Here is a 16956-nt window from a genome sequence, read left to right as displayed (position 1 = left end):
ACTGACACACCGCATTCGCGAGCAAGCCCGCTCCCACACAAGCCCGCTCCCACATGATCGTTGTTCCCACAATTGATTGGGTTTACCGCCGATGCCACTCAGGCGCCTGCCAGACGCGACGCTTTTCTGCCACACTTGCCGGCCGTGCCTATATAGATAACCGTCAAGTACCTGATGACTGACCAAGCGCCCACTATCGACCAACTGCTCAAAACCCTCGATCACGCCATGCTCGCCGACCGCCACCGCTTGCGTCGGCAGTTGCTGGAGCTGCGCAAGAAGCCCGACGAGGACAAGTTGGCGCAGTGGGTGGCGCGCATGCAGGCGTCCTGCGCCCAGGTCACGGCGCGCCGCGCCAGCCTGCCGGTGATCCGTTACGACGACAGCCTGCCGATTGCCGCCAAGCGCGACGAGATCAAAGCGGCGCTGAACAAGCACCAGGTGCTCATCATTGCCGGTGAAACCGGCTCGGGTAAAACCACGCAGTTGCCGAAGATCTGCCTGGAGATCGGTCGCGGCCAATTCGGCCTGATCGGTCACACCCAGCCGCGCCGGATCGCCGCGCGCAGCGTCGCCAGCCGGGTTGCCGAAGAGTTGGCCACGCCGCTGGGCGCACTGGTCGGCTATCAGGTGCGCTTTGAAGACCAGAGCGATTCCAACACCCTGATTAAGCTGATGACCGACGGCATCCTGCTGGCAGAAACCCAGAACGACCGCTACCTGGAACGCTACGACACAATCATCGTCGACGAAGCCCACGAACGCAGCTTGAACATCGACTTCCTGCTGGGTTACCTGAAGACTCTGTTGCCGCGCCGCCCGGACCTGAAAGTCATCATTACCTCGGCGACTATCGACCTGGAGCGCTTCTCCAAGCACTTCGACGATGCGCCGATTGTCGAGGTGTCGGGCCGCACCTTCCCGGTGGACACCTGGTACCGCCCGCTGACCCTGGAGCAGGACGAGGAGGGCAACCGCGTCGAGGACGACCTCACCGTCGACCAGGCGATCCTCGCCACCCTCGATGAAATCGCCGCCTACGAGCGCAGCGAGCGCCGCAGCCCTGGCGACGTGCTGGTGTTCTTGCCCGGCGAGCGCGAGATTCGCGACGCCGCCGAGATGCTGCGCAAGGCTCAGCTCAAGCACACCGAAATTTTGCCGTTGTACGCGCGCCTGTCACCGGCCGAACAGCAGCGGATTTTCCAGTCCCATCCGGGCCGGCGTGTGGTGCTCGCGACCAACGTCGCGGAAACCTCGCTGACCGTGCCGGGCATCCGTTATGTGATCGACAGCGGCACCGCGCGCATCAGCCGCTACAGCTACCGCGCCAAGGTGCAGCGCCTGCCCATCGAGGCGATTTCCCAGGCCAGCGCCAACCAGCGTAAAGGCCGCTGCGGCCGGGTCGAGCCGGGGATCTGCATCCGCTTGTACAGCGAAGAAGACTTTATCGGCCGCCCGGAATTTACCGACCCGGAAATCCTGCGCACCAACCTCGCTGCCGTGATCCTGCAGATGCTGCACCTGCGCCTTGGCGAAATCACCGACTTCCCGTTTATCGAACCGCCCGACGGTAAGGCCATCAGCGACGGTTTCAACCTGCTGCAAGAACTCTCGGCCGTGGACCGCAACAGCCAGCTCACGCCGTTGGGCCGCCAGTTGGCACGCCTGCCGGTGGACCCGCGCATGGGCCGCATGCTGCTGGAAGCGGCCAAGCTTGGCAGTTTGCAGGAAGTGCTGATCGTCGCCAGCGCCATGTCGATCCAGGACCCGCGTGAGCGTCCGCCGGAGCGTCAGCAAGCTGCCGACCAGGCCCACGCACAATGGAAAGACGCGGATTCGGACTTCGCCGGGTTGGTCAATCTATGGCGCGGCTTTGAAGAGCAGCGCCAGGCGCTGACTGCCAGCCCGCTGCGCAACTGGTGTCGCAAGAACTTCCTCAACTATTTGCGCCTGCGCGAATGGCGCGACTCCCATCGCCAGCTCAGCCTGATCTGCCGCGACATGCAACTGACGATCAACAAAGAACCGGCGGATTTTCCGAAACTGCACAAGGCGGTGCTGTCCGGCCTGCTCAGCCAGATCGGGCAGAAGACCGAAGACGGCGATTACCTCGGTGCACGCCAGCGGCGCTTCTGGATTCATCCGTCGTCGGGCATCGGCAAGAAGCGTCCGCAATGGCTGATGACCGCCGAGCTGGTGGAAACCACCAAGCTGTATGCGCGCATGGTCGCCAAGATCGACGCCGATTGGATCGAGCCGCTGGCTGGGCACTTAATCAAGAAGAACCACTTCGAACCGCACTGGGAGAAGAAGCGCGGCCAAGTGGTGGCATTTGAGCAGATCACCCTGTTCGGGCTGATCGTGGTCGGGCGCCGGCCGGTGCATTACGGGCCGATTGACCCGGTGGTGTCGCGCGAGTTGTTTATCCGCGAAGGCCTGGTGCGCGGCGAGATTCAGTCGCGGGCCAAGTGCCTGACCGCCAACCAGCAACTGCTCGAGCAGCTCGACGAACTGGAAGCCAAGGCGCGCCGGCGCGACATCCTCGCCGACGAAGAAACCCTGTACGCCTTCTACGATGCGCGCTTGCCGGCGGAGATCCACCAGACCGCGACCTTTGACAGCTGGTACAAGGTCCACAGCCAGAAAGACCCACAGCTGCTGATAATGCGCGAAGAAGACGTGCTGGCCCGCGAGGCCAGTGAAGTCACCGCCGCGCATTACCCGGACACGCTGCACCTGGGCGATCTGGCCCTGGCCTTGAGTTACCACTTCGAACCCAACCACCCGCGCGACGGCGTGACCCTGCGCGTGCCCGCGCCGCTGCTGCCGGCGTTGCCACCGGAGCGCCTGGAATGGCTGGTGCCGGGACTGATCGAGGCCAAGTGCATCGCCCTGGTGCGCAACCTACCCAAGGCACTGCGCAAGAACTTCGTGCCGGTGCCGGATTTCGTCAAGGCTGCCCTGCAACGCATCGAATTCGGCCAGGGCTCGCTGCCCCAGGCGCTGGGGCGTGAGCTGCTGCGCATGACCGGCGCGCGGGTCAGCGATGAAGCCTGGGCCGAGGCCGCGCAGCAGGTGGACAACCACCTGAAGATGAACCTGGAAGTGGTCGATGGCCAAGGCAAGTTCCTTGGCGAAGGCCGCGACCTGGCCGAGCTGACCGCGCGCTTCGCCGAAGCCAGCCAGGCGGCGTTGGCCGTGCCGCAAACCGCGAAAAGCCAGCAGCCGGTGGAAGCCAAGGTGTTCGCCGCCGTCGCCGAGAAGACTCAGCAGAAGATTGCCGGCCTGTCGATGACGGTCTATCCGGCACTGGTGGAAGAAAACGGCACGGTCAAGGAAGGGCGTTTCTCCACGGCCGCCGAAGCTGAATTCCAGCATCGCCGCGCATTGCAACGCTTGCTGATGCAGCAACTGGCGGAACCGGCCAAATTCCTGCGCGGCAAATTGCCCGGTCTGACGGAGTTGAGCCTGATGTACCGCGAGCTGGGGCGTATTGACGCCCTGGTGGAAGATATCCTGCTGGCTAGCCTCGACACCTGCGTATTGGAGGGCGAAGCCAGCCTGCCGCGCGATGGTGCCGGTTTGGCTGCCCTGGCCGAGCGCAAGCGTGGCAGCTGGACTGAACACGCCGAGCGCCTGGCACGCTTGACCCTGGAAGTGCTGAAGCTCTGGCACACGCTGCAAAAACGCTTCAAAGGCAAGATCGACCTGGCCCAGGCCGTGGCCTTGAACGATATCAAGCTGCAACTGAGCCATCTGGTGTACCCCGGTTTTGTCCGCGAAACCCCGGCGCAGTGGTTCAAGGAACTGCCGCGTTACCTCAAGGCCATCGAACTGCGCCTGGAGAAACTGCCAAGCCAGGTGCAAAAGGACCGGGTGTGGAGCGGCGAGTTGGGCGGTTTGTGGGCGCAGTACGAGAACCGCCTGAAAAAGCACGCCCAGGAAGGCAAGCGCGACCCGCAGCTGGAGCTGTACCGCTGGTGGCTGGAGGAATATCGGGTGTCGTTGTTTGGCCAGCAGTTGGGCACCAAGGTGCCGATTTCCGACAAGCGCCTGAGCAAGCAATGGAGCCTGGTCGAGGCCTGAGACCTGCCTCGGTTCCCAAGGCAAAACAGATCCAATGTGGGAGCGGGCTTGCTCGCGAATGCGGTGTTTCAGCTGTGCATGTGGTGACTGACCCACCGCTTTCGCGAGCAAGCCCGCTCCCACAATGGATCTAGGGCGCCTCTGAGAATTCAGCGCTTATCCGGGAGATAGCGCCAACTTCCGAGGTTTGTGGCAAACTTCGCGCCTATAAATGCCGGGATCGCCGGTTTGGGCTGGCTGCTACAGCCACGGCGCGATGGAATAAAGCGATGCCAGTTTGATGTCCGCCGGGCGGAATAAAACTACTTAAAGTTTGGTACGACGGTACCAATATCTTCTGCCTGACAGATTTAGAGGAACGACCGTGCATAACGTCGTCATCAGCGGCACTGGCCTGTACACCCCTGCCAACAGCATCTCCAACGAAGAGCTGGTGCAGTCCTTCAATACCTACGTGCAACAGTTCAACAGCGATAATGCTGACGCCATCGAGCGCGGTGAAGTGCAGGCGCTGACGGAATCCAGCGCCGCCTTCATCGAAAAAGCCTCGGGTATCAAGAGCCGCTTCGTGATGGACAAGGAAGGCATCCTCGATCCCAAGCGCATGGCCCCGCGCCTGCCTGAGCGCAGCAACGACGAATGGTCGGTGCTCTGCCAGATGGCCGTCGGCGCTGCCGAGCAGGCCCTGCAACGTGCCGGCAAGACCGCCGCCGACATCGACGGTGTGATCGTCGCCTGTTCCAACTTGCAGCGCGCCTACCCGGCCATCGCCATCGAAGTCCAGGAAGCCCTGGGCATCGCGGGTTTCGGTTTTGACATGAACGTGGCGTGTTCTTCGGCCACCTTTGGCATCCAGAACGCTGCTAACAGCATCGCGCTGGGCCAGGCCCGGGCGATCTTGATGGTCAACCCGGAAGTCTGCACCGGCCACCTGAATTTCCGTGACCGTGACAGCCACTTCATCTTTGGCGATGCGGCCACCGCCGTGATCCTGGAGCGTGCCGACCTGGCGACGTCCGAGCACCAGTTCGACGTGGTCAGCACCAAGCTGCTGACCAAGTTCTCCAATAACATCCGCAACAACTTCGGCTTCCTCAACCGCGCGGCGGAAGAGGGCATCGGTGCGCCGGACAAACTGTTCGTGCAGGAAGGCCGCAAAGTCTTCCGCGACGTGTGCCCGATGGTCGCCGAGCTGATCGGCGTGCACCTGGCGGAAAACCAGCTGGACGTGGCGGACGTGAAGCGGTTCTGGTTGCACCAGGCGAACCTGAGCATGAACCACCTGATCGTGAAAAAACTGCTGGGCCGCGAGGCGACGGTGGAAGAAGCGCCGGTGATTCTTGATACCTACGCGAACACCAGTTCGGCGGGGTCGGTGATTGCGTTTCATAAATATCAGGACGATCTGGCCAAGGGTTCCGTTGCGGTGCTTAGCTCGTTCGGTGCGGGCTATTCGATTGGCAGCGTGATCCTGCGCAAACGCTGATTGGCAGGCCGCTCCCACAGGGGATTGGCGGTGTATTCAGTTTTTAGGCCCGGCCCCACATTGATCGCATTCCTAAAGTGAAATTGAGGTAGACAATGGCAGCAGCCGACGACGCGCACCTGCTTGAACGCCTGCTCAAGGGTGAGCAGCGGGCCTACAAGGAGTTGGTCACCACCTACCAGAGCGCCATGCGCGCGGTGGCCTATGCCATTGTCGGCCAGCGCCATGCCGATGAAATCGTCCAGGATGCCTGGCTGTCGGTGGTGCGCAACCTGTCTAAATTCGAAGGACGTTCCAGCCTCAAGACCTGGCTGCTGACCATCACCGCCAACGCCGCCAAGGGCCGCTACAAGCAGAACCGCCGCGAAGTGCTGCTCGACGATCTGCCTTCACCCCACGGCACCATTGGTGATGATCGTTTTACCCCCGACGATGGCCACTGGGCCGTCGCCCCGTACGCCTGGCACCAGGACACCCCGGAAGCCCTGCTCACCGAGGATGAACTGCGCAACTGCCTGGAACACACCTTGCTGAGCCTGTCGGAGTTGCAAAGCAGCGTGCTGGTCTTGCGTGAACGCCAAGGCCTGGAGTTGGAAGAGATCTGTAATCTTCTGACGCTCTCTCTCTCCAATGTCCGTGTGCTGCTGCATCGAGCACGGCTTAAAGTCTTCGCCACGGTGGAGCATTTTGAGGAAACGGGCGAATGTTGACCTGTAAAGAACAAGTGGCACGTTCCAGTGACTATCTCGATGGGCAACTGACCTTTCGCGAACGCCTGCTGGTGCGTCATCACCTGATGTTTTGCCCGAACTGCCGGCGGTTTATCCGCCAGATGCGCTTGATGCAAGCCACGCTGAAAATACTGCCGGACGAGCCGGTGGGGGATATGGATGCCTTGGCGCAGCAGCTGGCTGCCGAGCGGCTCAAGGATCAGAAAGGCGGGGAATAAGCAGGCTCGCGTGGCGGGATCGAACGGATGATGGGGACCGATCCATCCACGCAAGGCTGTTGCAGCAACCTCGGGCCGTCCTGGCCCAAGGCTTCAAGCACTTACATTTAGAACTTGGCTTCTGCGTCCAGCTGCAAGGTGTTGACCTTGGCATCGCGGTAGTTTGGCGCGCTGGAGTAATCGGCCTTGGTCAGGAAGTAAGTGGCGCCAATGGCGAAGTTCTTGTCGATGTCGTAGCCGACCTTGAACTTGTGACCGCGCGAACCGGTAACACCGCCGGCGAAGTCCGAGTCGGTGAAGCCACCGACCACCGCGTAACGCTGGATGTCGCGGTAGTTGTAGTCCAGGTTCAAGCCAAACACCTTGGACTTGGCACCCACCAACCAGGCCGTGTCCTTGTCGCTTTCAGTGGCTTTGGTGTTTTGCACGTACTGACCGTAGAACGACAACGGTACGGCCAGGCCGCCGACGTCGATCTGGCTGAAGCCTTCATACAAGCGGTATTCGCTGGCATTGCCGGCCACGGTGTTCAGGATGGTTTCCTGTGGGGTCAGGCAGGCGGTGGAGCCGGCTGTAGGGCAGCGGCTGTCTTCGTCGTTCTGGAACGCGTAGACGCTACCGCCCAAGGTCACTTTCAGGTTGTCGGTCACGGCGAAACGCGCGCCCAACTGGCCGGACGTCATGCGCATGTCGTTGCGAAATTGCACGCCTTCGCCGTTGACGTTGTCTTTGAGGCTGTAGTTACCGGCGCTACCGAACAGCTCCGCGCTGCCACCCAGTGGGTATTTATAGGTCAGTGCCAGACCTTCCGGGTTCACGTCGGTGTCCCAGATCACGTCGCCCATGCTGACCCACGGTTGCAGCATCTTGCCGCCGATCACGTGCAGGTTCTTGACCTGGTCTGGGTGGTAGTCGATGTAGCCGAGGTCCAGCCACAGCGCTTTCTTGTTGAAGTAGCCGTCCAGGTCCACGTTGGTGGAACGGGCGTCGTCGCTGCTGCCGGTGGCGATACGGATACCGGTGTCGACTTGCGAGTTGATCTCGGTGTAGGCACCCAGACGGGCCCGCAGGCGCTGGCGATCCTTGTCCTTGCCGCCATTGTTTGGCGAGCCTTCGACCTTGACGGTCTCCTGGCGCACGCGCACGTCGCCTTTGAATTGAGTCTTGGCCGCCCAGGCCAGCTTCTGGTCGAAGCTGCTCAGTTCGTTGGTTTTCTTCGCGGTGGCCGCGATCTGTTCGTTGGTCTCTTGTTGAGCTTGCCGTGCGATCTGCTGTTCTTTCTGATCCCGTGCCAGCTCAGCTTGCAGTTCGCTGTACTGGGCATTGGTGATCTGGCCGTTGGCCTTGAGCATGTCGAGCAATTTAGCGTCGACTGCAGCATTGGCCGGTACGCTCAGGGCCAGCAACAGGCCGCCGCACAGGATCGCCGCAGTTTTAGTGGAAGCAAGACGCATATCAATCTCCGAAAGTGAGGAGGGATGGCAAACCATCCAGGACACAACCGACCCATGACGGACGGAAAAAATGCCGCCTGGTAGTACCAGACGCTCTAAAAACAGGCGTCAGTATCGCGATCGTTTATGACGGAGCAGTGGCGAAGTGATGTCATCTACATGACAAATTATTCATGGTGGGAACTATTGCTTTAGAGCCTTGTCAGGCGATTCGAGGGTGTGCGAAGGGCGGCGATAAGCGATACTCGCGAGGCTTTCACGCCCCTGAGTAATGAGGATTCCGATGCCGCTGCAACGTCTGACCAGACTGTCCGAAATCGCCCCGCAGACCTGGGATGCACTGGTGCCAGACGCCCAGCCGTTTGTGCGCCATGCGTTCCTGAGTGCGTTGGAAGACAGCGGCAGCGTTGGCCCGCACTCTGGCTGGCAACCGGAACATTTGCTGCATTGGGAAGGCGAGCGGCTGGTGGCGGCACTGCCCAGTTATCGCAAGTGGCACTCCTATGGCGAGTACGTGTTCGATCATGGTTGGGCCGACGCCTGCGAGCGGGCCGGCATCGACTACTATCCCAAGCTGCTGACGGCCGTGCCGTTCAGCCCGGTCAGCGGGCCACGCCTGCTGGCAGCGAGTGCCGAGGACGGTTTTGAACTGCTCAAGGGCCTGCCGGGTTACCTGGAAATCGAAGGGCTCTCCAGCGCCCATATCAACTTCACCGATGGTCTGGCCGATGATGCGCTGGCGAATCAGCCGGGTTGGTTGCAGCGCCTGGGTTGTCAGTTTCACTGGCAGAACCGTGGCTACCGCGACTTCCAGGACTTCCTCGACGCCCTCAGCTCACGCAAGCGCAAACAGATGCGCAAAGAACGCGAACAAGTGGCCGGGCAGGGCATCGACTTCGAATGGTTGCACGGCCATGAGCTGAGCGAAGCGCAGTGGGATTTTGTCTACGCCTGCTACGCCAACACCTATGCGGTGCGCCGCCAATCGCCGTACCTGACCCGCGAGTTTTTCAGCCTGCTCGCCGAGCGCATGCCTGAAGCAATCCGCGTGGTGCTGGCCAAGCAAGGCACACGGCCGGTGGCCATGGCGTTCAGCCTGATCGGTGGCGACAGCTTCTATGGCCGCTATTGGGGCTGCCTGGCGGAGTTCGACCGCCTGCATTTTGAAACCTGCTTTTACCAGGGCATGGACTATGCCATCGCCCATGGCGTGCAACGTTTTGACGCCGGGGCGCAGGGTGAGCACAAATTGATTCGCGGGTTTGAGCCGGTGATTACGCGGTCGTGGCACTACTTGCGGCATGCGGGGTTGAAGAGCGCCGTGGAGGATTTCCTCGAGCGTGAACGGGTGGGGATTGTGGCGTATGCCGAAGAGGCGCGGGCGGCGTTGCCGTATCGGCAGGTGTAACTCGAAAGACGGGGGAGTGAGCTTGTGTGGGAGCTGGCTTGCCTGCGATGCAGACACCTCGGTCTTTCAGTGATACTGAGGTGATGCCATCGCAGGCAAGCCAGCTCCCACATTTGATTTGTGGTGTGTTCAGGGGGGGTGACAATCCTGAAAAAAGCCCTGCCGCAGTGGCAGGGCTGAGCCCGCTTTGCCTCAGGCCGGCTCCTCCTTGCCCAGCCATCGATAGGTCACACCGCCGATCACCGCCCCGAGGATCGGCGCGAGCCAGAACATCCACAATTGCTGGATCGCCCACCCGCCAACGATCAAGGCTGGCCCTGTACTGCGCGCGGGGTTGACCGAGGTGTTGGTGACGGGGATGGAGATCAGGTGGATCAGCGTCAAGGCCAGGCCGATGGCGATGGGCGCGAGGCCCTTCGGGGCGCGGTGGTCGGTGGCGCCGAGGATTATCAGCACGAACATCGCCGTCATCACCAGCTCACAGACAAACCCCGCCGCCATCGAATAACCGCCGGGCGAGTGCTCGCCATAGCCGTTGGAGGCCAGGCCCGTCGCCAGTTCAAAGCCTGGCTTGCCGCTGGCAATGAAGTACAGCAAGGCCGCGGCAACCGTGCCGCCGATTACCTGGGCGACGATGTACGCTGGCAACTCCCTGGCTGGAAACCTGCCGCCAACGACCAGCCCCACCGACACCGCCGGGTTGAGGTGGCAACCGCTGATATGGCCGATGGCAAACGCCATGGTCAACACCGTGAGCCCGAACGCCAGGGACACCCCCAGCAAACCAATCCCGACTGCCGGAAATGCCGCGGCCAATACCGCGCTCCCGCAACCGCCCAACACCAGCCAAAACGTACCTAGACTCTCCGTGACTGAACGCTTGAACAAAGACATGGAACACGTCCTTGATAGATCGCTCTACCAGATCAGTAAAACCGTGATGCTCCCTGCACTGACTACAGCGCCTGTCTGGGCACTGCGTTGAGTACAGCAGGGTTGTGGCACAAATCCAGTGGCCGGATGTGGGAGAGGCTCAATCAAATGTGGGAGCGGGCAAGCCCGCTCCCACATTTTGGACTGTGTTTGAGGCGTAGAGGATTAGTCGATACCGACGAAACCCCCCGTCTGGTGCTGCCACAACCGCGCATACAACCCACCATGGGCCAGCAATTCGGCATGGCTGCCCGTCTCGGCAATCTGGCCTTTCTCCAGCACCACCAGGCGGTCCATGCGCGCAATGGTCGACAAGCGGTGCGCAATCGCAATCACGGTCTTGCCTTGCATCAGGGTTTCCAGGCTCTCCTGGATCGCCGCTTCCACTTCCGAGTCCAGGGCTGAGGTGGCTTCGTCCATGATTAGGATCGGCGCGTCCTTGAGCAGCACGCGGGCAATCGCGATGCGCTGGCGTTGCCCGCCGGAGAGTTTTACCCCGCGCTCACCGACGTGGGCATCCAGCCCGGTGCGGCCTTCGGAATCCGACAGCAAGGGGATGAACTCATCGGCGCGGGCCTTGTGGATGGCGGCCCAGAGCTCCTCGTCGGTGGCGTCCGGCTTGCCGTACAACAGGTTGTCGCGGATCGAGCGGTGCAGCAGGGACGTGTCCTGGGTAATCATGCCGATCTGTTCGCGCAAGGACTCCTGCGCGACTTCGGCGATGTTCTGCCCGTCGATCAGGATGCGCCCGCCTTGCAGGTCGTACAGGCGCAGCAGCAGGTTGACCAGGGTGGATTTGCCGGCGCCGGACGGGCCGATCAGGCCGATCTTTTCCCCGGCCTGGATCTTCAGGTTCAGCCCGCCGATGATTCCGCTCTTCTTGCCATAGTGGAAATCCACCTGTTCAAAGCGCACTTCGCCATGGGGCACCGTCAGGCGCGGGGCGTTTTCGCGGTCGACCACGGCCAGGGGCTGGGCGATGGTTTTCAAGCCGTCCTGCACCATGCCGATGTTCTCGAAGATGCCGTTGACCACCCACATGATCCAGCCGGACATGTTGACGATGCGGATCACCAGGCCGGTCGCCAGGGCAATCGCGCCCACGGAAATCAGCGACTGCGTCCACAGCCACAGGGCCAGGCCGGTGGTGGTCACGATCAGCAGGCCGTTCATGCTGGTGATGACGATGTCCATGCTGGTGACGACGCGGCTGGCCAGCTGGGTTTTTTCGGTTTGCTCGATGATCGCTTCCTTGGCGTACTGCTGCTCATATTGGGTATGGGCGAACAGCTTCAAGGTGGTGATGTTGGTGTAGCCGTCGACGATGCGCCCCATCAGCTTGGAGCGCGCCTCGGAGGAAATCACCGAGCGCTCCTTCACCCGTGGCACGAAGTAGCGCAGGGCCAGGCTGTAGCAGATGATCCATGTCACCAGCGGGATCATCAGGCGCCAGTCGGCCTCGGCAAACAGCACCAGGGAACTGATGGCGTAGATCGCCACGTGCCAGATCGCGTCCACCGCCGCCACGGCGGAGTCGCGCAGGGAGTTGCCGGTTTGCATGATGCGCTGGGCGATGCGCCCGGCGAAGTCGTTCTGGAAGAAATTCAGGCTCTGCTTGAGCACGTAGCTGTGGTTTTGCCAGCGGATCAGGCTGGTCATGCCGGGGCTGATGGTCTGGTGCACCAACAGGTCGTGCAAGGCGCCGAAGATCGGGCGCAGCAGCAGGGCGACCACGGCCATCCAGATCAGCTCGGTGCTGTGTACCTGGAAGAAATTCGCCGGCGGCGTGCCCTGGGCCAGGTCGATGATGCGGCTGAGGTAGCTGAACAGCGCGACCTCGATCAATGCACCGATCAGGCCGACCACCAGCAAGGCGGCAAAGTGCGGCCACACCTGGCGCAGGTAATAGAGGTAGAAGGGCAGGACTTTATCGGGCGGGGCTTCGCTGGGGGCGTCGCGGAAAATATCGATCAGTTGTTCAAAACGACGATAGAGCATGGGGTATGACGCCCGCGTGGCGGGCTCTCCTTTCAAATGCGCGCATGGCCTTGTGGGCCATGCGCGGAAAGCCCTGTAGGCCTCAGTCGATGCGCTTGGCCGACTTAATCAGGACAGGATCGATGGGCACGTTCTGCATGCCCTGCTTGGTGGTGGTCTGGGAGTTGACGATGATGTCCACCACGTCCATGCCCTTGACCACTTTGGCGAATACGGCATAGCCGGCGTCACGGCCCGGGTCGAGGAACGCATTGTCGGCGACGTTGATGAAGAACTGGCTGGTGGCCGAGTTCGGGTCGTTGGTGCGGGCCATGGACAAGGTGCCGCGCACGTTATGCAAGCCATTGCTGGCTTCGTTGCGGATCGGCCCTTCGGTCGGCTTTTGCGACATCTGCGTGGTGAACCCGCCGCCCTGGACCATGAAGCCCGGGATCACGCGGTGGAAGATCGTGTTGCTGTAGAAGCCCTTGTCCACGTAGGCCAGGAAGTTCTTGGTACTGATCGGCGCCTTGACCGGGTCCAGTTCGATTTCAATGTCGCCGTTGGTGGTGGAGATCAGCACGTGGGGCGCCTTGGCAGGCTCGGCCGCCATCAGGTTGGCAGCGAACAGAACAGAACCGGCAAAGAAGGCGATTTTTTTCAGCATGGGTCAGTGATCCTGGGTAGTGGTTTCGACTGTCTTTAGAAAATCGAGCAAGGTAGCGTTAAAGACTTCGGGTTGGTCCAAGGGCGTGGCATGGCGGGAATCTTCGATCACCACCAGCCGCGCATCGGGCAGCAGTTTTACATAGTTTTGTTTTTGCGCCACGGGGGTGTAGTCGTGGTCGGCGCTGATGACCAGGGTTGGACAGGTGATCCGCGAAAGTTGTTCCTGCACGCCCCAGCCCACAATCGCATCGAAGCTGGCGAGATAAGCACGTTTGTCGTTTTTTGCCCAGCGTTCGGCCATCTTGCGGCGCAGGTCGGCCTGGTCGGGCTTGGGGAACAACCGGTCGCCCAGGGCCTTGCCGATCGTGGCCAGGCTGAGCACGCGCGCCAGGCTCCAGCGCTTGGCCCACTGCCAATAGTCATTGGCACTGCGCACCTTGACCTCGGGCGCGCTGTTGACGATGCACAGGCTCTTGACCCGGTTCGGTTCGTCCACCGCCAACTGGAAGGCGATCATGCCGCCCATGGACAAACCCACCACGTGGGCGGGCGGCAGGTCCAGGTGTTCGATCAGGGCCTGCAGGTCATAGGTGAAGCCCTGGATGCTGTAGCGTTCGCGGGGTTTGTCCGAGCGCCCATGGCCGCGCACGTCTACCACGATCAGGCGGTAATGCCTGGCCAGCACCGGAATCTGCAATTCCCAATCCTGGCTGCTGGAGCCCAGGCCGTGGATGAGGATCAGCGGCGTGCCGTGGCCGTATTCCTCGTAGTGCAGGCTGCATCCTTCGTGGTCGAACCAGGCCATGCGTGAACTCCGTTTCAGGCTTGCTGGGGGGCGGCGAAAGGCGCGTCCAAGGGGGCAGTGTCAAAGGTGCGCAGCAGTTCCACGAGGATCTGCGTCGCCGGCCCCAAGGGTTTGTCCTTGTTTGAGTACAGGAAGAACGTCGGGTGGCGGCTGCCGCCCTGTTCCAAGGGTAGCTGCTTGAGCACGCCTTCGGCGAGTTCGCGTTCGATCATGTGCCGGGGCAACCAGGCAAAGCCCAGGCCGCTGCCGACAAAGGCCGCGGCGGTGGCCAGGCTGCCGACGGTCCAGCGCTGTTCGGCGCCGAGCCAGCCGACATCGCGCGGTTGCTGGCGGCCGGAGTCGCGGATCACCACCTGCATCTGGCTTTCCAGGTCCTGGAAGCTCAATTCGCGCTGCATGCGGTGCAAGGCATGTTCGGGGTGGGCCACGGCGACAAATTCGACATCGCTCATTTCCGTGCCCAGGTAGCCGGGAATGCTGAAGCCGCAGATGGCCAGGTCGGCGACGCCTTCGATCAGCAACTCTTCGACGCCGGACAGCACCTCTTCGCGCAGGCGCACACGGCAACCCCGGCTTTGCGGCATAAAAGCGGAGAGGGCACGGACGAGGCGCGCATTAGGGTAGGCGGCGTCGACCACCAGGCGCACTTCGGCTTCCCAGCCTTGTTCCATATGGTGGGCGAGGTCTTCCAGTTGGCTGGCGTTTTTCACCAGTTGGCGCGAGCGACGCAGCAGCACTTCACCGGCGTCGGTGAGGACGGCCTTGCGCCCGTCGATGCGCAGCAGCGGCACGCCAAGCTGGTCTTGCATGCGGGCCACGGTGTAGCTCACCGAGGACTGCGAACGGTGCAGCGCTTCAGCCGCCTGGGCGAAGCCGCCATGGTCGACGACGGCTTGCAGCGTGCGCCATTGATCGAGGGTAACGCGGGGCGCTTTCAAGATGGGCTCCTCTTGTCCTAAGCTGGCGGTCCTTATTGGAGACTGCCGAATGAGAAAATTCTGTTGTGTGTTGCTGGCGCTGCTGCCGGCGAGTGCGTTTGCCTACTCCATCGACGTGACAAAAAAGATCGACGGCGTGAGCATCGATTACCGCGCTTCCGATGTGGACGGCGACATCAGTTCGATCCAGCTCAACAACTACGGCAGCAACGATGCGGTGTGCTCGGTCACCTTCAGCAATGGCCCAGAAGCGCCACGTACGCGCAAGGTCACGGTGCCGGCGGGTAAAAGCACCAACACCACGGTCAAGTTCAACCGCGCCATTATCAAGATGCGCATCGCCCTGGCCTGCACGCCGAAATAACCCGGCAGCGGAGCAGCGCGCTAGCAATACTCCGCTTATAAACAAATTTATAGATGGGTTATAGCAGTTTTTTGCGCTTTTTTATCGAATTGGCTCTGTTTAATCTCCACTCCATCGCCTTACAGCATTTACCGATGGAGCCTACCCAGCCATGTCCAACGTTCTGATTATCGAAAGCAGCGCCCGTCAGCAGGATTCGATCTCCCGCCAGCTGACCCAGCAATTCATCAGCCAATGGCAGGCCGCCCACCCGGCAGATTCGATCACCGTGCGCGACGTGGCCCTTAACCCGGTTCCCCACTTGGACGCCAACTTGCTCGGCGGCTGGATGAAACCTGCGGATCAGCGCAATGGCAACGAACAGGCCTCCCTCGACCGCTCCAACGCATTGACCGACGAACTGCTGGCCGCCGATGTTTTGGTCATGGCCGCACCGATGTACAACTTCGCCATCCCCAGCACCCTGAAAGCCTGGCTGGACCACGTGTTGCGCGCCGGTGTGACCTTCAAGTACACCGCCACCGGCCCGCAGGGCTTGCTCACCGGCAAGCGTGCCATTGTGCTGACCGCTCGCGGCGGCATCCATACCGGCGCCACCTCCGATCACCAGGAACCGTACCTGCGCCAGGTCATGGCCTTTATCGGCATCCATGACGTCACCTTCATTCATGCCGAAGGGGTGAACCTGAGTGGCGACTTCCAGGAAAAAGGCATCAATCACGCCAAGGCCTTGCTGGCACAGGTGGCCTGATCCTTTAATCGCCAGATAATCGCGCCGTGTTTATCTAGCCCCACGCAAACCCTTCAAGTACGCGTAACGAACCTCCCTTTGCACTTTTTGCTCCTGAGTGCTCCAACCCGACTGCCGCTTTAGCGAGGTCGGGTTTTTTTTGCCTTGAGTTTCTTCAACCGCCGAAAACCTTTAATGTCCCGCCCATTCGAAACGAGGCGCGCATGGGCTATCTACTGGTTGTCACCCTGATTCAGGCATTTTCCTTCAGCTTGATCGGCGAATACCTCGCCGGCCACGTCGACAGCTACTTCGCCGTGCTGGTGCGTGTGCTGCTGGCCGGGCTGGTGTTTATCCCGTTGACTCGCTGGCGCTCGGTGGAGCCGGGGTTCATGCGCGGTCTGTTGGTGATCGGCGCGCTGCAATTTGGCGTGACCTATGTGTGCCTGTACCTGAGCTTTCGCGTGCTCACGGTGCCGGAGGTGCTGCTGTTCACCATCCTCACGCCACTGCATGTGACCCTGATCGAAGACGCCCTCAACCGGCGTTTCAACCCATGGGCGCTCATCGCCGCACTGGTGGCAGTGGCGGGCGCGGCGGTGATTCGCTTCGACCAGATCACCCCGCACTTCCTCGGCGGCTTCTTGTTGCTGCAACTGGCCAACTTCACCTACGCCGCCGGGCAGGTGATGTACAAGCATCTGGTCAAGCGCTACCCGAGCGACCTGCCGCATTACCGGCGCTTCGGTTTCTTCTATGTGGGCGCTTTGCTGGTGGTACTGCCGGCGTTCCTGCTGTTCGGCAAGGCCAACTTTTTGCCCGATGCGCCGTTGCAGTGGGGCGTGCTGGTGTTCCTCGGCCTGGTCAGCACGGCGCTGGGCATGTACTGGTGGAACAAAGGCGCCTGCCTGGTGCAGGGCGGCACGCTGGCGGTGATGAACAACCTGCATGTGCCGGTGGGGTTGCTGCTGAATTTGCTGATCTGGAACCAGCATGAACCGCTGGGGCGGCTGGCGTTGGGCGGATTGGTGATTCTGGCGGCGGTGTGGATCAGTCGGTTGGGTGTGCGCAAACAGCCGATCCTGCGCTGAACTCCCTGTTGGGGAGGGCTTGTGTGGGAGCGGGCTTGCTCGCGAAGGCGGTGTATCAGTCAGCAC

Annotated in this window: 14 protein-coding genes and 1 pseudogene; 8 read left to right on the top strand and 7 right to left on the bottom strand. The window is 61.5% G+C overall.

What is annotated here, in order from left to right; genetic code table 11:
- Positions 1 to 174: 174 nt before the first annotated feature.
- The 4 genes from hrpA (at position 175) to NUV89_RS20330 (ending at position 6521) form a co-directional block, all read left to right on the top strand.
- The gene (gene hrpA / locus NUV89_RS20345) at positions 175 to 4086 is read left to right on the top strand and encodes an ATP-dependent RNA helicase HrpA (RefSeq protein ID WP_257782716.1); all 3912 of its coding nucleotides are present in this window, start codon (positions 175 to 177) and stop codon (positions 4084 to 4086) included.
- A 364-nt stretch (positions 4087 to 4450) separates the two neighbouring features.
- On the top strand, positions 4451 to 5572 hold the full coding sequence (locus NUV89_RS20340; RefSeq protein WP_257782715.1) for a beta-ketoacyl-ACP synthase III: 1122 nt from the start codon (positions 4451 to 4453) through the stop codon (positions 5570 to 5572).
- Positions 5573 to 5667: 95 nt separating this feature from the next.
- Entirely contained in the window at positions 5668 to 6282 is a 615-nt protein-coding gene (locus NUV89_RS20335) for an RNA polymerase sigma factor (RefSeq protein WP_257782714.1), read from the top strand.
- On the top strand, positions 6276 to 6521 hold the full coding sequence (locus tag NUV89_RS20330; protein WP_257782713.1) for a zf-HC2 domain-containing protein: 246 nt from the start codon (positions 6276 to 6278) through the stop codon (positions 6519 to 6521). The genes NUV89_RS20335 and NUV89_RS20330 overlap by 7 nt, the downstream gene beginning before the upstream one ends.
- 107 nt (positions 6522 to 6628) lie before the next feature.
- Here the strand turns inward: NUV89_RS20330 and NUV89_RS29980 are convergent, their stop codons facing one another.
- Complete coding sequence (locus NUV89_RS29980) at positions 6629 to 6883, bottom strand: putative porin (protein ID WP_374684529.1); 255 nt, start codon at positions 6881 to 6883, stop codon at positions 6629 to 6631.
- Positions 6884 to 7099: 216 nt separating this feature from the next.
- Positions 7100 to 7975: pseudogene (locus tag NUV89_RS20325) on the bottom strand (putative porin); the annotation flags it as partial.
- Between the two features lie 283 nt (positions 7976 to 8258).
- Between NUV89_RS20325 and NUV89_RS20320 the strand changes: the two are divergent.
- Positions 8259 to 9383 (top strand): GNAT family N-acetyltransferase, encoded by a 1125-nt coding sequence (locus tag NUV89_RS20320; protein WP_257782711.1) that lies wholly within the window; start codon positions 8259 to 8261, stop codon positions 9381 to 9383.
- Between the two features lie 192 nt (positions 9384 to 9575).
- Here the strand turns inward: NUV89_RS20320 and aqpZ are convergent, their stop codons facing one another.
- The 5 genes from aqpZ to NUV89_RS20295 all read right to left on the bottom strand — a co-directional run bounded on the left by aqpZ (position 9576) and on the right by NUV89_RS20295 (position 14705).
- The gene (gene aqpZ / locus NUV89_RS20315; RefSeq protein WP_257782710.1) at positions 9576 to 10277 is read right to left on the bottom strand and encodes an aquaporin Z; all 702 of its coding nucleotides are present in this window, start codon (positions 10275 to 10277) and stop codon (positions 9576 to 9578) included.
- A 204-nt stretch (positions 10278 to 10481) separates the two neighbouring features.
- Positions 10482 to 12314 carry an ABC transporter ATP-binding protein gene (locus NUV89_RS20310; protein WP_257782709.1) on the bottom strand — a complete coding sequence of 611 codons (1833 nt, stop codon included), beginning with the start codon at positions 12312 to 12314 and terminating at the stop codon, positions 10482 to 10484.
- Between the two features lie 82 nt (positions 12315 to 12396).
- Positions 12397 to 12960 carry a peptidylprolyl isomerase gene (locus NUV89_RS20305; protein ID WP_257782708.1) on the bottom strand — a complete coding sequence of 188 codons (564 nt, stop codon included), beginning with the start codon at positions 12958 to 12960 and terminating at the stop codon, positions 12397 to 12399.
- A gap of 3 nt (positions 12961 to 12963) precedes the next feature.
- Positions 12964 to 13767, bottom strand: coding sequence for an alpha/beta fold hydrolase (locus NUV89_RS20300; protein ID WP_257782707.1), 804 nt, complete (start codon positions 13765 to 13767; stop codon positions 12964 to 12966).
- A gap of 14 nt (positions 13768 to 13781) precedes the next feature.
- The gene (locus NUV89_RS20295) at positions 13782 to 14705 is read right to left on the bottom strand and encodes a LysR family transcriptional regulator (RefSeq protein WP_017735362.1); all 924 of its coding nucleotides are present in this window, start codon (positions 14703 to 14705) and stop codon (positions 13782 to 13784) included.
- Between the two features lie 49 nt (positions 14706 to 14754).
- Between NUV89_RS20295 and NUV89_RS20290 the strand changes: the two genes are divergently transcribed.
- The 3 genes from NUV89_RS20290 to NUV89_RS20280 all read left to right on the top strand — a co-directional run bounded on the left by NUV89_RS20290 (position 14755) and on the right by NUV89_RS20280 (position 16890).
- The gene (locus NUV89_RS20290; protein WP_257782706.1) at positions 14755 to 15069 is read left to right on the top strand and encodes a 3-phosphoglycerate kinase; all 315 of its coding nucleotides are present in this window, start codon (positions 14755 to 14757) and stop codon (positions 15067 to 15069) included.
- A 151-nt stretch (positions 15070 to 15220) separates the two neighbouring features.
- On the top strand, positions 15221 to 15820 hold the full coding sequence (locus NUV89_RS20285) for an FMN-dependent NADH-azoreductase (RefSeq protein ID WP_257782705.1): 600 nt from the start codon (positions 15221 to 15223) through the stop codon (positions 15818 to 15820).
- Positions 15821 to 16023: 203 nt separating this feature from the next.
- On the top strand, positions 16024 to 16890 hold the full coding sequence (locus NUV89_RS20280; RefSeq protein WP_257782704.1) for a carboxylate/amino acid/amine transporter: 867 nt from the start codon (positions 16024 to 16026) through the stop codon (positions 16888 to 16890).
- Positions 16891 to 16956: the final 66 nt, after the last annotated feature.

The organism is Pseudomonas sp. 18.1.10, from assembly GCF_024655625.1.
Taxonomy (GTDB): domain Bacteria; phylum Pseudomonadota; class Gammaproteobacteria; order Pseudomonadales; family Pseudomonadaceae; genus Aquipseudomonas.
The sequence above is the reverse complement of the archived record's forward strand: the minus strand, read 5'-3'. Positions and strand labels throughout refer to the sequence as shown.

Bases quoted from the DNA above. Each gene is read 5' to 3' on its own strand.
- hrpA (WP_257782716.1), top strand. From the start codon at position 175: ATGACTGACCAAGCGCCCACTATCGACCAACTGCTCAAAACCCTCGAT.
- NUV89_RS20335 (WP_257782714.1), top strand. From the start codon at position 5,668: ATGGCAGCAGCCGACGACGCGCACCTGCTTGAACGCCTGCTCAAGGGT.
- NUV89_RS20330 (WP_257782713.1), top strand. From the start codon at position 6,276: ATGTTGACCTGTAAAGAACAAGTGGCACGTTCCAGTGACTATCTCGAT.
- NUV89_RS20320 (WP_257782711.1), top strand. From the start codon at position 8,259: ATGCCGCTGCAACGTCTGACCAGACTGTCCGAAATCGCCCCGCAGACC.
- aqpZ (WP_257782710.1), bottom strand. From the start codon at position 10,277: ATGTCTTTGTTCAAGCGTTCAGTCACGGAGAGTCTAGGTACGTTTTGG.
- NUV89_RS20310 (WP_257782709.1), bottom strand. From the start codon at position 12,314: ATGCTCTATCGTCGTTTTGAACAACTGATCGATATTTTCCGCGACGCC.
- NUV89_RS20305 (WP_257782708.1), bottom strand. From the start codon at position 12,960: ATGCTGAAAAAAATCGCCTTCTTTGCCGGTTCTGTTCTGTTCGCTGCC.
- NUV89_RS20300 (WP_257782707.1), bottom strand. From the start codon at position 13,767: ATGGCCTGGTTCGACCACGAAGGATGCAGCCTGCACTACGAGGAATAC.
- NUV89_RS20290 (WP_257782706.1), top strand. From the start codon at position 14,755: ATGAGAAAATTCTGTTGTGTGTTGCTGGCGCTGCTGCCGGCGAGTGCG.
- NUV89_RS20285 (WP_257782705.1), top strand. From the start codon at position 15,221: ATGTCCAACGTTCTGATTATCGAAAGCAGCGCCCGTCAGCAGGATTCG.
- NUV89_RS20280 (WP_257782704.1), top strand. From the start codon at position 16,024: ATGGGCTATCTACTGGTTGTCACCCTGATTCAGGCATTTTCCTTCAGC.